Source organism: Achromobacter ruhlandii (assembly GCF_002082135.1).
Taxonomy (GTDB): domain Bacteria; phylum Pseudomonadota; class Gammaproteobacteria; order Burkholderiales; family Burkholderiaceae_B; genus Achromobacter; species Achromobacter ruhlandii.
On the sequence record NZ_CP017433.1, the window covers coordinates 1240832 to 1261620 of the forward strand.

The window sequence follows — 20789 nt, forward strand, 5'->3', positions numbered from 1 at the left end:
AAAGGCAGACCGGCACGGTCGGGGCTGGCCACGGAGGTGGGCGGCAATGAGCTTATATTTTATGAGGTTTTTTCATCTTATAAATGTAGACATTGATTTTGATTCATTTTTGTTTGGCTTCAGAATAGCTGGCACTTGAACAAATTTTGTCTGATGACGGGATTGCCATGACTACGATTCATAATTTGGGGTTTCCCCGTATTGGGGCCCAGCGGGAACTGAAGCGCGCCGTCGAAGCCTATTGGGCGGGCAAGCAGACTGGCGAGGCTTTGGAGCAGACGGGGCGTGAGTTGCGCGCCCGGCACTGGAAGGTGCAGGCCGACGCTGGCGTCAAGTTCGTGCCCGTGGGCGATTTCGCCTGGTACGACCAGATCCTGGAATGGACCACGCTGCTGGGCGCCGTGCCGGCGCGTTTCGGCCAGAAGGACAACGAGCCGGTCTCGCTGGACACGCTGTTCCGCATGGGACGCGGCCGCGCCCCGTCGGGCAAGCCCGCCGCCGCCTGCGAAATGACCAAGTGGTTCGACACCAATTACCACTACATCGTGCCGGAGCTGGTGCCTGGCCAGACCTTCCGCATTGCGCGTGAATCGCTGTTCGAGCAGGTCCAGGAAGCGCAGGCGCTGGGCCACGCCGTCAAGCCGGTGATCCCGGGGCCGCTGACCTGGCTGTTCCAGGGCAAGGGCGACGCTTTCGGCGAGGGCGCGGCCGATGCGGCCAAGCTGCAACTGCTGGCCAACCTTGTGCCCGTATACGAAGAAGTGCTGGCGCGCTTGGCCAAGCTGGGCGTGGAGTGGGTGCAGGTCGACGAACCGATCCTCGTGCTGGACCTGCCGCAAGCCTGGCGCGACGCCTTCAAGCAGGTGTACGCCACGCTGTCGGCCAGCCCGGTCAAGCTGCTGATCGCCACCTATTTCGACGGCCTCAAGGACAACCTGGGCACGGCGCTGGGCCTGCCGGTGGCCGGCCTGCACGTGGACCTGGTGCGCGCGCCCGGGCAACTGACCGAGGTGTTGGCCGGCCTGGGCGCCGACAAGGTGCTGTCCGCCGGTATCATCAATGGCCGCAACATCTGGCGCACCGACCTGGACGCCGCCCTCGCCACGCTGGCGCCGGTCAGGCAGCAACTGGGCGAACGCCTGTGGCTGGCGCCGTCGTGCTCGCTGCTGCACGTGCCGGTGGATCTGGCCAACGAAACCGAGCTGGACGCCGAACTCAAGAGCTGGCTGTCTTTCGCGGCGCAGAAGCTGGAAGAACTGAGCCTGCTGGGCCGCGCGCTGGACGGCGCGGCCGATGCCGGCGTGCAGGAGGGTCTGGCCAGGCAGCGCGCGGCCCTGGCCGCGCGCCGCGCGTCGACCCGCATCCACAACCCTGCCGTGGCGCAGCGCATGGCGGCCTCGGCCAGCGTGTCGCGCGATCGCGCGCCGTTCGCCGGCCGCATCGCGCGCCAGCAGCAAGAGCTGGGCCTGCCGGCCTATCCCACCACCACCATCGGTTCCTTCCCGCAGACCGCCGAGATCCGCGCGCTGCGCCGCGACTGGAAGTCGGGTGCGCTGACGGACGCGGGCTACGAGACCGCCATCCGCAAGGAAATCGAGGAGGTGATCCGCTTCCAGGAAAAGGTCGGCCTGGACGTGCTGGTGCACGGCGAACCCGAGCGCAACGACATGGTGGAATACTTTGGCGAGCTGCTGGCCGGCTTCGCCTTCACCAAGAACGGCTGGGTGCAGAGCTACGGCTCGCGCTGCGTCAAGCCGCCGATCATCTTCGGCGACGTGGCCCGGCCCGCGCCGATGACGGTGGGCTGGTCCTCGTACGCCCAGTCGCTGACCGACAAGCCGGTCAAGGGCATGCTGACCGGGCCGGTCACCATTCTGCAGTGGTCGTTCGTGCGCGACGACCAGCCGCGTGAACAGACCTGCCGCCAGCTGGCGCTGGCGCTGCGCGACGAGGTGGTGGACCTGGAGGCCGCCGGCATCAGCGTCATCCAGATCGACGAACCGGCCATTCGCGAAGGCTTGCCGCTGCGCCGCGCCGACTGGCAGGCGTACCTGGACTGGGCGGTGGACTGCTTCCGCCTGGCGACCGCCGGCGTGCGCGACGAGACGCAGATCCACACGCACATGTGCTATTCGGAGTTCAACGACATCATCGAATCGATCGCCGCCATGGACGCGGACGTGATCACGATCGAAACGTCGCGCTCCAACATGGAGTTGCTCAAGGCGTTCGAGGACTTCCGCTATCCGAACGACATCGGCCCGGGCGTCTATGACATCCACTCGCCCAACGTGCCGGAGGTGGACTGGATGGTCGGCCTGATGCGCAAAGCCGCCGCCCGTCTGCCCAAGGAGCGCCTGTGGGTGAACCCGGATTGCGGCCTGAAGACCCGCGCCTGGCCGGAAACCGAAGCGGCGCTGATCGGCATGGTGCAAGCCGCCCGCGCGCTGCGCGAGGCCGCCTGACGCGAGGCGGCCGGCCGGTCGGGCGTTTGCCCGGGCCGGCAATCCGGAACCCCTGTGTTGCGCGCGGGATGCACACCACAGGGGTTTTTTGCGTCCGGGCTTGAACGATTTCGCGCCTTGTGGGTCAATACGCAAACATCCCTTCTGCCGGATTGTCGCCGTACCTATGATTCTTCAAGGCCCCTATCGGCCGGATCTGCTCCGAGCGGAGACGCTGCCCGATATTCTGGAAGCCACGATCCTGCGGTATCCCGCCGCCATCGCCATTCATTGGCTGGATCAATCCCTGACTTACGAGGCGCTCGGGCGCCGGGCCGACCTGGCGGCGCACCACCTGATCGAGGCTGGCGTGCGTCCCGGCGATATCGTCGGCCTGTGCCTGCCGCGCGGCGACGATCTGCTGGTGATGCAGGCCGCCATCGCCAAGGCGGGCGCGGCCTGGCTGCCGTTCGAATCCGACACGCCGCCCGACCGCATGCTGGTTTGCCTGCAGGACGCCGGCGCGCGCGGGCTGGTGGCCGGCGGCGAGGTGCAACTGGACGGCATGATCACCTGGACCACCTGGCAGTTGTCGGTGCCGGTCGAGGGGGCGCTGCGCCGGCGCGACGGCCTGCTGCCGGAACATCCGGCCTACGTCATCTATACCTCGGGATCCACCGGCAAGCCCAAGGGCGTGCCGATCAGCCAGGCCAGCATCTGCCATTTCCTGCGCAGCGAGAACGAAGTGCTGGGCGTGCGCCATGGCGACAAGGTCTACCAGGGTTTCTCGGTCGCCTTCGACATGTCGTTCGAGGAAATCTGGATCAGCTACCTGGTCGGCGCCACGCTCTGGGTGGCGCCCAAGATGCTGACCACCGATCCCGAGGCGCTGCCCGACGCGCTGGTGCGCGAGGGCGTGACGGTGCTGCACGCGGTGCCGACACTGCTGGCGCTGTTCGCGCGCGACGTGCCTGGCCTGCGCATCGTCAACCTGGGCGGCGAGATGTGCCCGGAGTTCCTGGTGCAGCGCTGGGCCACGCCCGGACGGCGCCTGTTCAATACCTATGGTCCCACCGAGACTACCGTATCAGCCAGCCTGGCCGAGCTGCTGCCGGGCCAGCCCGTGACCATCGGCACGCCGCTGCCCAACTACGGCATGCTGATCCGCGGCGAGGACGGCGCCGTGCTGCCGCAGGGCCAGACCGGCGAGCTCTGTATCACCGGCCCCGGCGTGGCCGGCGGCTATCTGGGGCGGCCCGAACTGACGGCCGAGAAGTTCCTGGCCAATCCGCGCCCCAGCGGCGAACATGACACCCGCATGTACCGCAGCGGCGATCTGGCGCGCATCGACGAGAATGGCCAGATCCAGTGCCTGGGCCGCAGCGATGACCAGGTCAAGGTGCGTGGCTTTCGCGTCGAGCTGGGCGAGATCGAAGCCGCGCTGTACCGGCAGGCCGGCGTCGGCGCGGCCGCCGTGGTGCTGCGCGACCTGGCGGGCATCGACCAACTGGTGGCGTTCCTGACGCCGGAAGGCGATGCCCGGCTCGACCCGCACACGCTGCGCGCGGCATTGGCGGCCGAACTGCCCGCCTACATGATTCCGGCCCGATTCGAGCTGGTGGCCGAAGTGCCGCGCCTGACCTCGGGCAAGATCGACCGCAAGGCCCTGAAGGCGCGCGAACTGGCCACCGCGTCCGAGCCCAGCGGCGAGGACGACACCCCGGTCTCGCCCGCCGAACACGCCTTGTTCGAGGCGCTGCGGCCGCTGTTCCCGGGGCAGCCGCTGCGGCTGGCGAGCGATTTCTTCCGCGACCTGGGCGGCCATTCGCTGCTGGCGGCGCGGCTGGTGTCTTCGCTGCGCAAGCATCCACAGTTTTCCGCGCTGACCATGCACGAGCTCTACCAGCATTCCGTGCTGGGCGCGCTGGCGGCGCGGCTCGACGCGCTGGCGGCCGAATCGGCGGCCGCGGCGGCGCCGGCGCAACAGGCGCCGATCGAACGCGCGCCCGAATGGCGCCGCTGGACCTGTGGCCTGGCGCAACTGGCGGTGTTGCCGCTGTTGATCGGCGTGCGCATGCTGATCTGGTTGACGCCGTTCTTCACCTATCACTACTTCACTGGCGACGAGGGGGATTCGGTGTGGCGCGCGGTGGCCCTGTCGATCGCCAGCTACCTGGCCTGCAACCTGCTCAGCTTCGGCGTCGCGGTGGTCTGTAAGTGGGGCATCCTGGGCCGGCTCAAGGCGGGCCGCTATCCGCTCTATGGCTGGACCTTCTATCGCTGGTGGCTGGTCGACCGCATCCTCGACATCCCGCCCGCGTACCTGCTGGCGGGCTCGCCGCTGCAGGCCTGGTACCTGCGGGCGCTGGGCGCGCGCATCGGCCGCAATGCCGCCATCAGCCGCATTTCGGTGCGCGCCCCCGACCTGCTGACGGTGGGCGATGGCGCCAGCATCGGCGCCGCGGTGAACCTGGAGAACTTCGAGGTGCGCGGCGCGCATTGGGAAGTCGCGCCCATCACGCTGGGCGAGAATGCCTACATCGGCTCCTACGCGGTGGTGCAGGGCGATGTCGTGATCGAGGCCGACGGCCGGCTGGAAGGGCTGTCGTCGCTGCCCGCGGGGGCCCGCATTGCCGCCGGCGAGATCTGGACCGGCGCGCCGGCGCGCCACGACCCGCAGGCGCGGGCCCCAGAATTGCCCGAGCGCCCGGCGCGGGAAGGCCGCTGGGCGCGGCTGGACATGCTGGCCTATGCGGCCGGCGGCACGCTGATCGCGGCGCTGTTCTTCATGCCGGTGTTCCCGAGCTTCGTGCTGATCGACTGGATCGACGCGCGCTGGCTCGACCTGATGGGGTCGCGCGTATCCTGGCCGTACGCGTTCCTGGTCTACCTGTTGCTGGCGCTGCCGGCCAGCGCCTTGCTGCTGTTCCTGACGGTGCTGGTGTCCGCCCTGTTGCGCTGGACCTTGCTGCCGCGTCTGGCCAGCGGCCGGTGGCCGGTGTATGGCCAGATCTACCTGCGGCGCTGGCTGACCAACCAGATCCAGGAGTCCAGCCTGAGCGTGCTGCACGGGTTGTACGCATCGATCTACGCCGGCACCTGGTACCGCCTGCTGGGCGCCAAGGTCGGGCGCGGCACCGAGATATCGACCGCGATGGGCATCGTGCCGGACATGTTGACGCTGGGCCGCGACAGTTTCATCGCCGACGGCGTGATGCTGGGCGACGAGGAAGTCGATCGCGGCTGGATGACCATGCGGCCCACCCTCATCGGCAACCGCAGCTTTGTCGGCAACGGCGCCTATGTGCCGGACGGCTCGGTGCTGCCCGACGACGTGCTGATCGGCGTGCAGAGCCGGGCGCCGGCCAACGCCCGCATGGCCAGCGGCCAGACCTGGCTCGGCAATCCGCCGCTGGCGCTGCCGGCGCGCGAACAGGCGGCCGGCTTTCCCGAGCACCTGACTTTCCGCCCGAGCCTGGGCCGCAAGGTGGCGCGCGGCGCGGTCGAGCTGATGCGCATGATCCTGCCGCTGGCGGTGGTGATCGCGGTGGGTTACCTGACGGTCATGAAAGTCATCCCGATCGCGGTGCGCGACGGTTTCGTGGCGGCGTTCGATGAGCTGATGCTGGCGGGCGTGCTGTACGGGGTGGGCACCTTCCTGTTCCTGATCCTGCTGAAGTGGCTGCTGATCGGCCGTTACCGGCCGCGCGCCGAGCCCATGTGGACGCCGTTCGTCTGGAAGAGCGAGGCTGTCACCAGCCTGTACGAATCCATCGCGGTGCCCAACTTCTTCAACTTCCTGCGCGCCACGCCCTGGCTGCCGTTGGCCCTGCGCTGCATGGGCGCGCGCATCGGCAAACGTGTGTTCATGGATACCACCGATGTCACCGAGTACGACTGCGTATCAATTGGGGACGATTCAGTCATGCACGCTTGGTCGGGTCCGCAGACTCACCTGTTCGAAGACCGCGTCATGAAAATCGGGCCGGTGCGGATCGGCAATGGCGTCAACGTCGGCCCGCGCAGCACCATCCTGTACGACACCCGGGTCGAGGACGGCGCCCGCCTGGGGCCGCTGACCCTGGTGCTCAAGGGAGAGAGCATTCCGGCCGGGCAGGCCTGGATGGGCAGCCCGGCCACGCCGTGGACGCGGCGCTGAGCCGGCGGACGCCCGCCCGCCGGCCGCCGGGGCGGGCGCGGCGCGCATTTTGACGGTCGGGGCAGGGCGGGCTGCGCTATACTTTGAAGGTTTTGTTGCCGCGCACCATGCGCCGGCCGTCTCTGCCCCGCAGGCCCCAAGCATGCCCTTGCCACCGCCGGATTGTCCTCGCCAGCCGCTGCACACGCGTTCCATACGCGTGCAGTCGTATGCGCGCGATGACGGCAACTGGGACCTGGAAGCCGAGCTCATCGACGTCAAGGCGTACGATTTTCCCAAGCGCGACGGCGAGATGTTCAAGGCGGGGCAACCCATCCACCATATGCACCTGCGCATCACCATCGATGGCGATTTCACCATCGTGGCCGCGCGGGCCGTCTATGATGCCGCTCCCTACGGCGAGCACTGCATGGCCATCGAATCCGCCTACGCTGACCTGGTCGGCATGAACCTGCTCAAGGGGTTCCGCCGTCAGGTCAAGGAGCGCTTCGGCCATGTCGAGGGCTGTACGCACATGACCGAGCTGTCGCAGGTGCTTCCCACCGCGGCGGTGCAGACCATGGCCAACCGCCGGCGGCAGGAAAGCAACCCGAACCGGCGTCCATTCCAACTGGACGGCTGTCATGCCCTGAGCACCGACGGCCCGGTGGTGGCTGAGCACTATCCCAAGTGGTACACCGGGGGTAGCGCTGAGGCATCGGCCGATTCGACCTCCGATTCACCTTCTCTTTCTCATACGTCCTGACAGGTAACACATGAAAATCCACGAGTATCAAGGCAAGGAACTGCTGAAGCAATTTGGCATCCCGGTGCCGCGCGGGATTCCCGCTCTTTCCGTCGACGAGGCCGTGGCTGCCGCTGAAAAGCTGGGTGGACCGGTCTGGGTCGTCAAGGCACAGATCCACGCGGGCGGCCGCGGCAAGGGCGGCGGCGTGAAGCTGGCGCGCTCGCTGGACGACGTGCGCAAGCTCGCCTCCGAAATCCTGGGCATGCAGCTGGTCACGCACCAGACCGGCCCGGAAGGCCAGAAGGTCCGCCGCCTGTACATCGAAGACGGCGCCGACATCCAGAAGGAATACTACGTGTCGCTGGTCACCGACCGCGCCACCCAGAAGGTCGCCTTCATCGCCTCCAGCGAAGGCGGCATGGACATCGAGGAAGTGGCTCACTCCACTCCCGAGAAGATCGTCACCGAATATATCGATCCGCTGACCGGCCTGTCGGCCGAGCAAGCCACCAAGATCGCCAACGCGATCGGCCTGCCCGCCGACTCGACCGCCCAGGCCGTGGACGTGTTCCAGAAGCTCTACAAGTGCTACATGGACACCGACGCCTCGCTGGTCGAAATCAACCCGCTGAACCGTGACAGCAAGGGCAACATCATCGCCCTGGACGCCAAGTTCAACTTCGACTCCAACGCCCTGTTCCGTCACCCGGAAATCGTCGCATACCGCGACCTGGACGAAGAAGATCCGGCTGAAATCGAAGCCTCGAAGTTCGACCTGGCCTACATCCAGCTCGACGGCAACATCGGTTGCCTGGTGAACGGCGCCGGCCTGGCCATGGCCACCATGGACACCATCAAGCTGTTCGGCGGCGAGCCGGCCAACTTCCTGGACGTCGGCGGCGGCGCCACGGCCGAGAAGGTCACGGAAGCCTTCAAGATCATGCTCAAGAACAAGAGCGTGAAGGCCATCCTGGTCAACATCTTCGGCGGCATCATGCGCTGCGACGTCATCGCCGAAGGCGTGATCGCCGCTTGCAAGGCCGTCAACCTGAACGTGCCGCTGGTCGTGCGCATGAAGGGCACCAACGAAGAACTCGGCAAGAAGATGCTGGCCGAGTCGGGCCTGCCGATCATCAGCGCCGACACGATGGCCGAAGCCGCCACCCGCGTCGTCGCCGCCGTCAAGTAAAGAGAAAAAATCCAAGGATTCACAAATGTCGATTCTGATCAACAAGGACACCAAGGTCATCACCCAGGGCATCACGGGCAAGACCGGTCAGTTCCACACTCGCATGTGCCGCGAGTACGCCAATGGCAAAGCCGCCTTCGTGGCCGGCGTGAACCCCAAGAAGGCCGGTGAGGACTTCGAAGGCGTGCCGATCTTCGCGTCGGTCAAGGACGCCAAGGCCGACACCGGCGCCACCGTGTCGGTCATCTACGTGCCGCCCGCCGGCGCCGCCGCCGCCATCTGGGAAGCCGTCGAGGCCGAGCTGGATCTGGTGATCTGCATCACCGAAGGCATCCCGGTCCGCGACATGCTGGAAGTCAAGAACCGCATGAAGGCCAAGGGCAGCAAGACGCTGCTGCTGGGCCCGAACTGCCCCGGCCTGATCACCCCGGACGAAATCAAGATCGGCATCATGCCCGGTCACATCCACCGCAAGGGCCGCATCGGCATCGTCAGCCGCTCGGGCACCCTGACGTACGAAGCCGTGGCGCAAGTCACCGAGCTGGGCCTGGGTCAATCCAGCGCCGTCGGCATCGGTGGCGACCCCATCAACGGCCTCAAGCACGTTGACGTCCTGAAGATGTTCAATGACGATCCCGACACCGACGCCGTCATCATGATCGGCGAGATCGGCGGTCCGGACGAAGTCAACGCCGCCCAGTGGGCCAAGGACAACATGAAGAAGCCGGTCGTCGGCTTCATCGCCGGTGTCACCGCCCCTCCCGGAAAGCGCATGGGCCACGCCGGCGCGCTGATCTCCGGCGGCGCCGACACGGCCGACGCCAAGCTGGAAGTCATGGAAGCCTGCGGCATCCGCACCACGCGCAACCCCTCCGAAATGGGCAAGCTGCTCAAGTCGGTGCTGTAAGGTTGTGTGCATGAAGAAGGCCCGCCTCGGCGGGCCTTTTTTTCGTTCCAGCCTAGGGAAATCCCGCGTCCATGATGCGGCCGGCGAAACATACGGAAAGCTGAACGAAACTATAATGAAAGAAATTCTGCACGTACCCAGCAAGAATGCCGTCGGGCTCGCACCAAGACGGTCAGTACGTCTTTTTGTCTTTTCCACCCATTCATTTGGTTTGTCCTAGGGGGATCACGTCCTAGGAAAGAGAGGTATGGAACTCAGTTCAGCGGCATTCTGGTTAGCGTTGCTCCAGATCATTTGGGTCAACATTCTGCTGTCGGGCGATAACGCCGTGGTGATTGCGCTGGCCGCGCGCTCGCTGCCGCCGGCGCAGCAAAAGAAAGCGATCGTGATCGGCTCGGCCGCCGCGATCATCATGCGTATCGTGCTGACGCTGGTGGCCGCCAAGCTGCTGATGCTGCCGTGGCTCAAGCTCATCGGCGCACTGCTGCTGGTGTACATCGGCGTGACCCTGTTGCTGCCGGAAGGCGAGGAAGAGGGGGACGGCAAGACCCATGGCAATCTGCTGACCGCAATCCGCACTATCATGATCGCCGACCTGGTCATGAGCCTGGACAATGTGGTGGCCGTGGCCGCCGCGGCGATGGGCGACACCACGCTGCTGGTGCTGGGCCTGGCGATCAGTATTCCGCTTGTGATTTTCGGCAGCACGCTGCTGCTCAAGGTCATCGAACGCTTCCCGCTCATCGTCTGGGTGGGCGCGGCGCTGTTGGGCTTCATTGCCGGCGAATTGCTGGTGGGTGATCCCGCCCTGCAGGAGCCGGTGGCGCGCATCGATGCGGCATTGGGCGTGACCCAGCACAGCTTCGCGCTCATGTGCGGCGCGTTGGGCGCGGTGCTGGTCCTGGCGATCGGCAAAGTTTTGCTTCTGCGCCAGAAAGCTGACTGAAAGCTGAACTACAATAATAAGTTGTTCCAAGCCCGCCGCCACGGCGGCGGGCTGGCCGGCACGGGGCCGGCCTTTATTTTGATAAATGCCTTCGGGGGTTCAAATTGCTTGAGTTTTTCCAGACGCTGAGTTGGGCAGCGGTATTCCAGATCATCCTCATCGACATCCTGCTCGGCGGCGACAATGCGGTGGTGATCGCGTTGGCCTGCCGCAACCTGGAGCCCAAGCAGCGCATGCAGGGCATTCTGTGGGGCACCGCCGGCGCCATCCTGCTGCGCGTGGTCCTGATCGCCTTCGCGCTGACCCTGCTGTCGATCCCGTTCCTGAAGGTGGTGGGCGGCCTGCTGCTGGTCTGGATCGGCGTCAAGCTGCTGGTGCCCGAGGATGACGCCCATGGCAATGTGAAGGGCGGCACATCCATCATCGCCGCCATCAAGACCATCATCATCGCCGACTTCGTGATGAGCCTGGACAACGTCATCGCCATCGCCGGCGCGGCCCAGAACGCGCACGCTGATCATCAGATCGGTCTGGTTATCTTCGGCCTGGTCGTGAGCGTGCCCATCATCATCTGGGGCAGCACGCTGGTGCTGAAGCTGATCGACCGCTATCCGCTGGTGGTGACCTTCGGCGCGGCGCTGCTGGGCTGGATCGCGGGCGGCATGCTGGTCACGGACGTGTTTGTCGAAGGTCAATTCGGCGTCCAGCCCACTGCGGTTAAAATCGGCGTAGAAATCTTCGGCGCCTTGCTCGTTGTTGTCCTTGGACGGTGGCTGGCAAGCCGCAAAACCGCCTCCAAGGAATCCGTACATGAGTCTGCGTAGATCCGCCGATCCCCAGCAAACCGAATCAGGCCTGAGCCTCCTGCAGGGCCTGTTCGTGCTGGCCATCCTCGGGGTCGTGGCGACGGTCATCGTCTCAAACTTCGTTTGATGGCGCGACGTGTCGCTACCGCAACGCTTGGTCATCGCGACCCGCGCCAGCCGGCTTGCCCTGTGGCAAGCCGAGCATGTGCGCGATCGGCTGCGCACGCTGTATCCTGCGTGCGCGGTTGAACTCCTCACCCTGACGACCCGAGGCGACCAGATCCTCGACCGCACCCTCTCCAAGGTGGGCGGCAAGGGGCTCTTCGTCAAGGAACTCGAAAACGCCTTGCTCGACGGCCGCGCCGATCTGGCCGTGCATTGTCTGAAGGACATGCCGGTCGATCTGCAGGCGCCGTTCGAGTTGTGCGCCGTCCTCGATCGCGCCGATCCGCGCGATGCCTTCGTCTCCAATCGCCATGCCACGCTGGCCGACCTGCCGGCCGGGGCCGTCGTGGGCACCTCCAGCCTGCGGCGCGAGTCGCAGATCCGCGCGCGCTTTCCGCAACTGGTGGTCAAGCCGCTGCGCGGCAACCTCGACACCCGCCTGGCCAAGCTCGATCGCGATGAATACGATGCGATCGTGCTGGCCGCCGCGGGCTTGAACCGGTTGGGCCTGGCCGACCGCATCCGTTGCCTGCTCGATCCGGCGGATTGCCTGCCTGCGGCCGGGCAGGGCGCGCTGACCATCGAGATCCGCGACGACCGCGACGATCTGCGCGCCTGGCTGGCCCCGCTGAACGATGCGGGCGCCACCTCGATCGCGTTGGCGGAGCGCGCGGTGTCGCGCCGGCTGGGCGGTTCCTGTCAAGTGCCGCTGGCGGCCTACGCCGAAATCGAGGGCGATGGCCTGCACCTGCGCGCGCTGGTGGCCTCGCCCGACGGCACGCGCATGCTGCGCGCCGAAGGCAGTGGCCCGGTGGCCCAGGCGCAGGCGATCGGCGAGGCGGTCGCCGCCGAGCTGTTCGACGCCGGCGCCCAGGCCATTCTCGACGAACTGCTGCAAGACTCCGCGCCCGAGTGATGGACGGGGCCATCGCCCAAGCGCCGCGCGTGGCCGTGCTGACACGGCCCGCCGGTCGCAATGAGGCGCTGGCGGACCGCCTGCGCGGGGCCGGCTGGATGCCCTGCATCCTGCCCGCGCTCGATATCCAGCCTCTGGCCGTCGCCGCGGCCGACTTGCCGCGGCCGGCGGACTACGATCTGGTGGTGTTCGTCAGCGGCAATGCCGCCCGCTTCTATCTCGATCAACTGGCGCGGGCGGACGGCCAGGCGCCCTGGCCGGCGGGCGTGATGGCCGCCACGGTCGGCCCGGCCAGTGCCGCGGGCCTGCGCGAGCTGCCGGCTTTTGGCGCGAATACAACAGTCCTGCATCCCGGCGACCAGGCCGCCAGCCATGATTCGGAGGCGCTCTGGGAGGTGCTTTGCGGTCTGCCACGGCTGCCGGCACGGGTCTTGCTGGTGCGCGGCACGCAGGGGCGCGATTGGCTGGGTGACCGGCTGCAGGCACATGGCGTTGCCGTGACACGTCATGCGGCCTATGTGCGCCGCCCCGCGCAATGGAACGAATCCGCCTTCGCCCCCCTGCGGCGCTGGGCCGCGCAGGGCGTGGCCGCCACCTGGCTGATCACGAGCGGCGAGGGCGCCGATGCGGTGGAAGAGCAACTGCGAGGGGCCGGACTGGCCGACTGGTGGGGCCGCTGCGGCTTCGTGGTGACCCATCCTTCACTGGCCCGGCGCCTGCCGCGGCATGCGCCTGACATGGGCCCGCCAGCAATGGTAAAAATCTGCTTGCCCAACGACGAGTCGATTTTCCAGGCTTTTGTTGCTGCTTGATTCGTTGCTTCGGACGGACACCGAATACAATCGCGTCATGACAGACAAGACTCCCGCTACCGATCCGGCCGTTCATGCGGCCGCCCCGGGCGCCAGCGCGCCCGCATCGGCCCCGGCCGATTCCGTCAAGGCCCGTCCGGCCAAGCGCGGCAGTGGCCCTCTGGTCACCGCGCTCATCATCGTCATCCTGCTGGCTGTCGGCCTGGGCTACGCCCTGTGGCAGCAACGCACCCAGTTCGTCGCGGCGGGCCGCGAGGTCGCTTCGCGCCTCGACACGCTGACGGCCGACGTGGCGCAGGCTCGCAAGGACACCCGTGAGGCCCTGGCCCTGGCGCAAGCCCAGGCTGGCCGCCTGGGCGACCTCGAGGAAAGCGTGCGCGAGACCCAGAGCCAGTACAACGCCTTGCAACAGGCCTGGCAGAACTTCAACGACAGCGCCAGCGACGAGCTGCTGGCCAACGACGTCGAGCGCCTGCTCACCATCGGCAGCCAGCAACTGCGCCTGGCCGGCAACGTCTCCAATGCCATCGTCGCGCTGGAAACGGCGCAAGCGCGCCTGGCCCGCGCCGACCGTCCACGCTTCTCCAGCCTGCAACAAGCCATCAATGGCGACCTGGACCGCCTGCGCGCCGTATCCACCGTGGATATTCCCGCCCAGTCGGCCCGCATCGAGCGCCTGACCGCGCTGGTTGGCAAGGCGCCGCTGCTGGTGCCGGACGCCGCCGCGCCCGGCATCGCGCCCGCCGGCGAGACCCGTCCCGCCACGCCCGCGCCGGTCGCGGTCGATCCGCAGGCGGCGCTGCCCGCCGACGCGCCCTGGTGGCAACGCTGGCGCGCCGAAGTGGCCTCCTGGCCAGGCCGCGCCGGTTCGGCCCTGGCCCATGAGCTGGGCGGGCTGATCACCATCCAGCGCGTCGACGAGCCCGCCGCGCTGCTGCTGTCGCCGGAACAGGCTGACCAGGTGCGTGGCACGCTGCGCCAGCGCCTGCTGACCGTGCAACTGGCCATGCTGATGCGCCAGCCGACGGTCTGGAAGAGCGAACTCGACAATATCGGCGCCACGCTGGCCAAGTATTTCGACAACCGGTCCCCCGACACCGTCGCGGCCCAGAACCTGGCCCGTGAACTGGCGCAGACCGACATCGCCGTGCGCATGCCCGATGTGTCCGACAGCCTGAACGCCGTGGCCGCGTTGCGCGCCGCCGGCTTCAAGACCAGCGACCAGGATTGAGGCCTATGCGTACCTGGTTCTGGACTCTGCTGCTCGCCGTCATCGCCGTCGCCCTGGCGGTGGTGCTGCGTTCCCATTCCGGCAACGTGCTGCTGCTGGTGTGGCCGTGGCGCATCTCGATGTCGCTGACGCTGGCCGTGCTGCTGATCGTGGCCGCCTTCGTGGTGTTGTATGTGGGCCTGCGCCTGCTGGCCTGGCTGCTGGCCATTCCCGATCGTGTCCGCGCCTGGCGCGGCAAGCGCGCCCAGGCGCGCGATCACGAATTGCTCGAGCGCGGCTGGATCGGCCTGCTGGAAGGGCGCTACTCGCACGCCGAGAAGGACCTGACCCGTCTGCTCGAGCAGACCAAGGTGCAGACCCGCCGCGTGCTGGCCGCCTTGTCGGCCGCGCGGGCGGCGCATGGCCTGGGTGAATTCGACCGCCGCGACCGCCTGCTGGCGACCGCGCAGGAACAGGCTGGCACCGATCCCGGCCTGGTCGAAGCCACCGCGACGGTTTCGGCCGACATGCTGCTCGACCAGGGCCGCGCCGAACGCGCCCTGGCCGTGCTGGCGCCGCTTGCCGACGGCGGCGCGCGCCACTTGCACACCATGCGCCTGCTGCTGCGCGCGCACACGGCCCTGCGCCACGACGAGCAGGTCTTCACGCTGGCCCGCGGTTTGTTGCGCCGTAACGCGCTGGCGCGCAGCGAAGGCGACCACCTGATCGACGTGGCCGGCGCCGCGCGCCTGCGGGCGGGCGCCGCCAACAACGCCTGGCGCGCCATCTGGAAGGATCTCAAGGCCGAGGAGCGGCTGTTGCCGGAAATCGCGCTGGCCGGCGCTTCCGCCTTCGAGGCGGCGGGCGAGGCCAACGAGGCCGCCAAGGTGCTCGAGGCCGCCATTGCCGTGAAGTTCAATCCCGCCCTGGTGGCGGCCTACGCCCGTTGTGACGCCGCGCAAGTGTCGCGCCGCCTGGCCAAGGCCGAGACCTGGCTGCAGCAGCGCCCGACCGATCCCGACCTGCTGACCGCCCTGGGCATGCTGTGCCTGAATGGCCAGCTGTGGGGGCAGGCCGAACGCTATCTGCTGCGCAGCCTGTCGCGCCGTGGCGATGCCCAGACCCACGCGCTGCTGGGCAGCCTGTACGACCGCCTCGACCGTCCGGCCGATGCGGTGCGCCACTGGCGCCTGGCAACCGCCGCCAGCATGGCGCTGCCGGTGCTGGCCGCCGACGCGGCATTGCCGGCCGCGGATACCGGTTCGGATCCCTACCATCTGGACGCGGAGGGTGGCTACGCGGTGGGCCTGTCGGATGGCGACGCCGAGATCGGCGGCGACTATCCCGCGCTGCCTCCGGCGGTGGCCGCGTCGGCCTCGGACTACGTGCTGGATCCGGATGCCCGGGCCAGCAAGGAGCAGCAGGCCCGCGCGCTGGCGCCCGAGGACGCGCCGGTGGTGGGCGGCACGTCCGACATCGACGAGTATTTCGACAGCGCGCCGATTCCGGCGGCGGCGTTCGACAACCCCGTGCCGACCTACACTCCCGCCGCCCCGGCCGTGCCGCCTGCGCCGGCCACGCCCAAGCCGGCCGCCGTGCCGGTCCCGACCACCAAGCCGCCGTTCAAGGACGACGGCTCGCTTTGATCCTCTTTCAGACTGACAAGGTTCAATCATGAGTTATGACCGCGTGTCCCCCGGCAAGAAGCTGCCGGAAGACTTCAATGTGATCATCGAGATCCCCATGAACGCCGACCCGGTGAAGTACGAGGTCGACAAGGAATCGGGCGCGATCTTCGTCGACCGCTTCATGCTGACGGCCATGCACTACCCGTGCAACTACGGCTATATCCCGCAAACGCTGTCGGAAGACGGCGACCCCGCCGACGTGCTGGTGCTGACCCCGTTCCCCATCCAGATCGGCGCCGTGGTGCGCTGCCGCGCCATCGGCGTGCTGGAAATGGACGACGAGTCGGGTGGCGACGCCAAGCTGCTGGCCGTGCCGATCGAAAAGCTCTACCCCCCGTACCGCAACATCAAGTCGTACGAAGACCTGCCGGCCGAAGACACGGCCCGCATCCAGCACTTCTTCGAGCACTACAAGGACCTGGAAAAGGGCAAGTGGGTCAAGGTCAAGGGCTGGAAGGGCGTTGATGCCGCCCACGAGGAAATCCTCAAGAGCGCCGAGCGCTACAACAAGGGCTGATCAGGCCTTGCGCCGCGCCGGTGTCGCACCGGCGGGCGCCTTCAAGCGGCGCGGCCGCGACGGCATGATGCCGATCGCCGCCGCGCCGTTGTCTTGCAGGCCCTGCAGATTCTGCGTCACCTGCGCCGCCGCGGCCTGGATGCGTTCCTGCAGCAGCGCCAGCCGCTTGGCGGGCGTGCGCGCCTCGGCGGCGATGAACACCAGGCTGCCCACCACCTTCTGGTCGGGCGTGAAGATCGCCGAGCCGATCCCCATCAGGCCCGGGTCGACCTCGCCGTGCGACACGCACACGCCGGCCGCGCGCAATTGCTTGAGGTTGGCGCGGAACGCATCCCAGTCATCGCCCAGGCCGGCCTCGCGGATCTCGGCGGCGTGCCACAGCATCAGGTTGCGCAACTGGTAAGGCGGCAGATTGGCCAGGATGGGCTTGGCGGTGGCGCCGCGGAACATGGGGAAGGGGCGGCCGCGCGCGTAGCTGGATTCGATGGAATGGTCGGTCCAGTAGCGGTCCACGCACATGACCTTGTCGCCGTAGTAGCTGCACAGCATCAGGTTGGCGTTGAGTTCGTCGCCCGTGGCGCGCATGACCTCGCGGGCCGCGCGCATCAGCGGGTCGTGCTGGCGCAGGTGCCGGTCCAGCTCGATGATGCGCGAGCCGAGCACGTAGGCGCCGCCGGCGGTCGGCGCCAGCAGGCCGCTTTCGGTGAGTGACTTGAGATAGCGGTAGGCGGTGGCGCGCGAACACTCCAGATGCGCCATGACGTCCTCCTGGAACGCGGCGGTGGTGTCGTCGCGGAAGAGGTCGAGGATGGACAACATGCGATCGGGAGTGCTCATTGCTGCTGATGCGCCTAGTGAATGTGGAAGCCGCCGTTGACGTCGACCACGATGCCGGTTGAGTAGGAGGACAGGTCCGAGGCCAGGAACAGAATGGCCTGCGCCACTTCGGCCGGGGAGCCGAAGCGTTGCAGCGGAATGCCCTGTTTGAGTTCTTGTTCCCAATTTTCGCCGAATTTGCCGAGCGTCATGTCGGTCGCGATGATGCCCGGCGCCACGCAGTTGGCGCGCACGCCGCGTGGGCCCAGTTCGCGCGCCAGTGCCTTGGTGAAACTGATGACGCCGCCCTTGGACGCGGCATAGTGCGAACCGCCCAGCAGGCCGCCGCCGCGCAGGGCGGCGGTCGAGCCCAGGTTGACGATGGCCGGGCGGCGCTCGCTTTCCAGCAAGTGGGGCAGGGCGGCGCGCGTCACGTTGTAGGTGCCGGTCAGGTTGACGTCGATCATGCGGCGGAACTCGTCCTCGGGCAGGTCCCAGATGCGGGTCGCGGCGACGATGCCGGCGTTGTTCACCAGCACGTCGATGCCGCCCAGCGCCTGCGCCGCCCGCGCCACGGCCTGCTCGCAGGAGGCGCTGCTCGACACGTCGCAGTGCAGATTGGCGCAGCCGCCGACGAGGCCGGCGTCGGCGTGGTCGGGGTAATCGCGGTCCAGCACCGCGACGCTGGCGCCTTGCGCCAGGAATTGCGCGACGATGGCGGCGCCGATGCCACGGGGGTTGGCACCCCCCGTGATCACGGCGCGCTTGCCTGCCAGCAGGCCGGGCGCGCCGCCGCTCATGGCTTCACCAGCGCGCAGCCGCCCTGGTCCAGCGGACGGAACGCCTGTTCGGCGGGAATCTTGCGCACCAGCTTGTAGTAATCCCAGTCGCGCTTGGATTCCGACGGCTTCTTCACCTGGAACAGATACAGGTCGCGCATCACGCGGCCATCCTCGCGGATGCGGCCGTTCTCGGTCATGAAGTCGTTGATGGGGGTGTCATGCATCTTCTTGAGCACCGCCTCGGACGCATCGGTGCCGGCTGCCTTGACCGCGTTCAGGTAGTGCATGGTGGCGCTGTAGTTGCTGGCCTGCACCATCGACGGCATGCGGCCGGTGCGCTTGAAGTAGCGCTCGGACCACTGGCGCGCCTTGTCGTCCTGGTCCCAGTAGAACGGCTCCACCAGGTTCAGGCCCTGCGCGTATTCCAGCCCGACGCTGCGCACGTCGACGATGCTCATGAAGAGCGCGGCCACGCGCTGCTTGCTGCCCATGATGCCGAACTCGAACGCCTGCTTGATGCTGTTGATGGTGTCGCCGCTGCCGTTGGCCAGGCCGATCACCTGCGCCTTGGAGGCCTGCGCCTGCAGCAGGAACGACGAGAAGTCGGCGCTGGCGATGGGGTGGCGCACGCTGCCGACCACCTGTCCGCCCTTGGCCTTGACCACCGCCATGGCGTCGCGTTCGAGCGAGTGGCCGAAAGCATAGTCGGAGGTGATGAAGAACCAGCTCTTGCCGCCGTCTTCCATGACGCCGCTGGCCACGCCGGTGGCGTAGGCGTAGGTGTCGTAGGTCCAGTGCATGCCGTTGGGCGAGCAGGCCTTGCCGGTCAGGTCGGCCGAGCCGGCGCTGGTGAAGATCACCACGCGTTTCATCTGGCGGGTCAGGTCCTGCACCGCCAGGGCGATGGCGGAGTTGGGCACGTCCAGGATCAGGTCGACCTTGTCGTTCTCGTACCAGCGGCGCGCGATCGAGACGCCGATGTCCACCTTGTTCTGGTGGTCGGCGGACACCACCTCGATGGGTTTGCCCAGCACGCTGCCGCCGAAATCCTCGACGGCCATCTTCACGGCCTCGACGCCGAACTTGCCGGACAGGTCGGCCATCATGCCGGACTGGTCGCCCAGCACGCCGATCTTGACGACGTCGTCGGACACCTGGGCCTGGGCCGACAGCGAAACGGCGCCCAGCGCGCAGGCGGCCAGGCAATGCTTGAAACGGATCTTCATGGTTTTGTCTCCTCGGGGGCTTGTATCTTGGCGCGCCGCCCTGTGCCGGGCGGTCGCGCGGGGTCTTGCCGGGGCGTGCCTATTCCAGCGTCTGGCCGGCGTAGGCGTCGATGAACAGGTTGGGTTTCAGGAAGAAGCTCAGCACCAGCGCGCCATGCGGAGCACGGGCCACGTGGCGGTTGCCGCGCGGGCGCCAGACGTAGTCGCCGGCGCGCACTTCGCCTTCGGCGTCGACGATCGAGCCTTCCAGCACGTAGGTCTGCTCGACCTCGACATGTTCATGCAGCGGCAGCTCGGTGCCGGGCTGCCAGCGGAACAGCGCGGTCAGCAGGCCGGACTCCTTGTCCTGCATCAGCACCTTCATGTCGATGCCTTCGACCTGCGTGGGTTTCCAGGGCAATTCATCCACTTTCAGGAAGCGCGATGCCAGTGGGGGCAGCGCGTTGGCCGCAGGGCAGCCAGGGGTTTCGAGGGCCATGATGTCTCCTAGCCAAAACTCGTTATGGAAGAAAAACTAAAAATCTTGTTATTGAGTGTTTGAAAATAGTCGCGTATATTGAGATTTATGTCAATCACGTTTTCCACCAAGGATGGCGGAGCGACACGGGCCGGACCAGGGGGAGCACGCGTCAAGGGAGTCATCCCGGCGCGCATGCCGCTAGAGATCCGGCGCCGATAAAACAAGGAGACAAGCTGTGAATCAGGACTATCTGGGTCAGACCTTCGGGCTGGCCGGGCGCACGGCGCTGGTGACGGGGGGCGCGCGCGGGTTGGGCTTCGCCATCGCGGCCGGGCTGGGCCAGGCCGGCGCCGGTGTGGTGATCAACGACCTTTCGCAGGCGGCCTGCGATGCCGCCTGCGAACGGCTGGCCGCGGCCGGCATCGCCGCGCGCAGCGCGGTGTTCGATGTGGCCGACGGCGCCGCCGTCGAACGCGCGGTGGCGCGACTGGATGCCGATGGCGTGGCCGTCGACGTGCTGGTCAGCAATGCCGGCAACCAGAACCGCAAACCGGTGGTCGAGATGGCGCCCGCCGAATGGCAGGCGCTGCAGAACGTGCACGTGAATGGCGCCTTCCATTGCGCCCGCGCCGTGCTGCCGGGGATGGCGGCGCGCGGCTTTGGCCGCATCGTGCTGATGTCCTCCGTCGCGGGTCAGGCCACCATGCCGAACATCGCCGCCTATGCCACCGCCAAGGGCGCCATCGCGGCGTTCACCCGCGCGCTGGCGGTCGAGTATGGCGGTCAGGGCATCACCTGCAACGCATTGGCGCCGGGCTTCGTGCGCACGGACTTCACCCAGGGGCTGCAGGACAATCCGCAGTTCCAGTCGTTCCTGTCGACGGCGGTGCCGGTGGGACGGTGGGCCACGCCCGAGGACATCGCGCCGGCGGTGGTGTACCTGGCCTCGCCGGGGGCTTCGTTCGTCAACGGCCACGTGTTGGCGATCGACGGCGGCCTGCTGGCCCGCATGTAGGAGA

At 67.4% G+C, this 20789-nt stretch carries 18 protein-coding genes; 14 read left to right on the top strand and 4 right to left on the bottom strand.

Features of this window, described 5'->3' with window-relative positions; all coding sequences use genetic code 11:
* Positions 1-167: 167 nt before the first annotated feature.
* The 13 genes from metE to ppa all read left to right on the top strand — a co-directional run bounded on the left by metE (position 168) and on the right by ppa (position 16486).
* Positions 168-2465: a 5-methyltetrahydropteroyltriglutamate--homocysteine S-methyltransferase gene (gene metE / locus AruCF_RS05625; protein WP_049072469.1), complete on the top strand. Its 2298-nt coding sequence runs from the start codon at positions 168-170 to the stop codon at positions 2463-2465.
* 166 nt (positions 2466-2631) lie between these two features.
* Positions 2632-6603, top strand: coding sequence for a Pls/PosA family non-ribosomal peptide synthetase (locus AruCF_RS05630; RefSeq protein WP_083036574.1), 3972 nt, complete (start codon positions 2632-2634; stop codon positions 6601-6603).
* 142 nt (positions 6604-6745) lie between these two features.
* Positions 6746-7348, top strand: a complete 603-nt coding sequence (locus AruCF_RS05635; RefSeq protein ID WP_049072472.1) for a DUF2889 domain-containing protein — start codon at positions 6746-6748, stop codon at positions 7346-7348.
* 10 nt (positions 7349-7358) lie between these two features.
* Positions 7359-8519, top strand: a complete 1161-nt coding sequence (sucC, locus tag AruCF_RS05640; RefSeq protein ID WP_006388409.1) for an ADP-forming succinate--CoA ligase subunit beta — start codon at positions 7359-7361, stop codon at positions 8517-8519.
* A gap of 25 nt (positions 8520-8544) precedes the next feature.
* Positions 8545-9426: a succinate--CoA ligase subunit alpha gene (gene sucD, locus AruCF_RS05645; protein WP_006388410.1), complete on the top strand. Its 882-nt coding sequence runs from the start codon at positions 8545-8547 to the stop codon at positions 9424-9426.
* Positions 9427-9673: 247 nt separating this feature from the next.
* Complete coding sequence (locus tag AruCF_RS05650; protein ID WP_049072473.1) at positions 9674-10372, top strand: TerC family protein; 699 nt, start codon at positions 9674-9676, stop codon at positions 10370-10372.
* A gap of 104 nt (positions 10373-10476) precedes the next feature.
* Complete coding sequence (locus tag AruCF_RS05655; protein ID WP_049072474.1) at positions 10477-11196, top strand: TerC family protein; 720 nt, start codon at positions 10477-10479, stop codon at positions 11194-11196.
* Positions 11183-11305 carry a hypothetical protein gene (locus tag AruCF_RS30125; RefSeq protein WP_049072475.1) on the top strand — a complete coding sequence of 41 codons (123 nt, stop codon included), beginning with the start codon at positions 11183-11185 and terminating at the stop codon, positions 11303-11305. Before AruCF_RS05655 ends, AruCF_RS30125 begins: the two co-directional genes overlap by 14 nt.
* A 9-nt stretch (positions 11306-11314) precedes the next feature.
* The gene (gene hemC / locus AruCF_RS05660) at positions 11315-12259 is read left to right on the top strand and encodes a hydroxymethylbilane synthase (protein WP_049072477.1); all 945 of its coding nucleotides are present in this window, start codon (positions 11315-11317) and stop codon (positions 12257-12259) included.
* The gene (locus AruCF_RS05665) at positions 12259-13071 is read left to right on the top strand and encodes a uroporphyrinogen-III synthase (protein WP_049072479.1); all 813 of its coding nucleotides are present in this window, start codon (positions 12259-12261) and stop codon (positions 13069-13071) included. Before hemC ends, AruCF_RS05665 begins: the two co-directional genes overlap by 1 nt.
* Before the next feature lie 37 nt (positions 13072-13108).
* Positions 13109-14302 (top strand): uroporphyrinogen-III C-methyltransferase, encoded by a 1194-nt coding sequence (locus AruCF_RS05670; RefSeq protein WP_049077585.1) that lies wholly within the window; start codon positions 13109-13111, stop codon positions 14300-14302.
* 5 nt (positions 14303-14307) lie between these two features.
* Positions 14308-15927, top strand: coding sequence for a heme biosynthesis HemY N-terminal domain-containing protein (locus AruCF_RS05675; RefSeq protein ID WP_049072481.1), 1620 nt, complete (start codon positions 14308-14310; stop codon positions 15925-15927).
* A 28-nt stretch (positions 15928-15955) separates the two neighbouring features.
* Positions 15956-16486, top strand: a complete 531-nt coding sequence (gene ppa, locus AruCF_RS05680; protein ID WP_049072482.1) for an inorganic diphosphatase — start codon at positions 15956-15958, stop codon at positions 16484-16486.
* On the opposite strand, the gene AruCF_RS05685 is transcribed toward ppa, so the two are convergent.
* From AruCF_RS05685 to AruCF_RS05700, 4 genes are all read right to left on the bottom strand, one after another.
* Positions 16487-17323 carry an IclR family transcriptional regulator gene (locus tag AruCF_RS05685; RefSeq protein WP_049072483.1) on the bottom strand — a complete coding sequence of 279 codons (837 nt, stop codon included), beginning with the start codon at positions 17321-17323 and terminating at the stop codon, positions 16487-16489.
* A gap of 14 nt (positions 17324-17337) precedes the next feature.
* Positions 17338-18102: an SDR family NAD(P)-dependent oxidoreductase gene (locus AruCF_RS05690; RefSeq protein WP_049072484.1), complete on the bottom strand. Its 765-nt coding sequence runs from the start codon at positions 18100-18102 to the stop codon at positions 17338-17340.
* A complete protein-coding gene (locus AruCF_RS05695; RefSeq protein WP_049072485.1) occupies positions 18099-19310 on the bottom strand; it encodes an ABC transporter substrate-binding protein in 1212 nt (403 codons plus the stop codon). The genes AruCF_RS05690 and AruCF_RS05695 overlap by 4 nt, the downstream gene beginning before the upstream one ends.
* A gap of 79 nt (positions 19311-19389) precedes the next feature.
* Entirely contained in the window at positions 19390-19788 is a 399-nt protein-coding gene (locus tag AruCF_RS05700; protein WP_049072486.1) for a cupin domain-containing protein, read from the bottom strand.
* Between the two features lie 217 nt (positions 19789-20005).
* On the opposite strand from AruCF_RS05700, the gene AruCF_RS05705 reads away from it, so the two are divergent.
* Complete coding sequence (locus AruCF_RS05705) at positions 20006-20785, top strand: SDR family NAD(P)-dependent oxidoreductase (protein ID WP_049072487.1); 780 nt, start codon at positions 20006-20008, stop codon at positions 20783-20785.
* The last annotated feature ends 4 nt before the right edge of the window (positions 20786-20789 follow it).

Excerpts from the sequence above, each read along its gene's own strand:
- AruCF_RS05670 (WP_049077585.1), top strand. The coding sequence starts at position 13,109 with ATGACAGACAAGACTCCCGCTACCGATCCGGCCGTTCATGCGGCCGCC.
- AruCF_RS05635 (WP_049072472.1), top strand. The coding sequence starts at position 6,746 with ATGCCCTTGCCACCGCCGGATTGTCCTCGCCAGCCGCTGCACACGCGT.
- metE (WP_049072469.1), top strand. The coding sequence starts at position 168 with ATGACTACGATTCATAATTTGGGGTTTCCCCGTATTGGGGCCCAGCGG.
- AruCF_RS05700 (WP_049072486.1), bottom strand. The coding sequence starts at position 19,788 with ATGGCCCTCGAAACCCCTGGCTGCCCTGCGGCCAACGCGCTGCCCCCA.
- sucD (WP_006388410.1), top strand. The coding sequence starts at position 8,545 with ATGTCGATTCTGATCAACAAGGACACCAAGGTCATCACCCAGGGCATC.
- AruCF_RS05675 (WP_049072481.1), top strand. The coding sequence starts at position 14,308 with ATGCGTACCTGGTTCTGGACTCTGCTGCTCGCCGTCATCGCCGTCGCC.
- AruCF_RS30125 (WP_049072475.1), top strand. The coding sequence starts at position 11,183 with ATGAGTCTGCGTAGATCCGCCGATCCCCAGCAAACCGAATCAGGCCTG.
- AruCF_RS05685 (WP_049072483.1), bottom strand. The coding sequence starts at position 17,323 with ATGAGCACTCCCGATCGCATGTTGTCCATCCTCGACCTCTTCCGCGAC.
- sucC (WP_006388409.1), top strand. The coding sequence starts at position 7,359 with ATGAAAATCCACGAGTATCAAGGCAAGGAACTGCTGAAGCAATTTGGC.
- ppa (WP_049072482.1), top strand. The coding sequence starts at position 15,956 with ATGAGTTATGACCGCGTGTCCCCCGGCAAGAAGCTGCCGGAAGACTTC.
- AruCF_RS05665 (WP_049072479.1), top strand. The coding sequence starts at position 12,259 with ATGGACGGGGCCATCGCCCAAGCGCCGCGCGTGGCCGTGCTGACACGG.
- AruCF_RS05630 (WP_083036574.1), top strand. The coding sequence starts at position 2,632 with ATGATTCTTCAAGGCCCCTATCGGCCGGATCTGCTCCGAGCGGAGACG.
- AruCF_RS05695 (WP_049072485.1), bottom strand. The coding sequence starts at position 19,310 with ATGAAGATCCGTTTCAAGCATTGCCTGGCCGCCTGCGCGCTGGGCGCC.
- AruCF_RS05650 (WP_049072473.1), top strand. The coding sequence starts at position 9,674 with ATGGAACTCAGTTCAGCGGCATTCTGGTTAGCGTTGCTCCAGATCATT.
- AruCF_RS05690 (WP_049072484.1), bottom strand. The coding sequence starts at position 18,102 with ATGAGCGGCGGCGCGCCCGGCCTGCTGGCAGGCAAGCGCGCCGTGATC.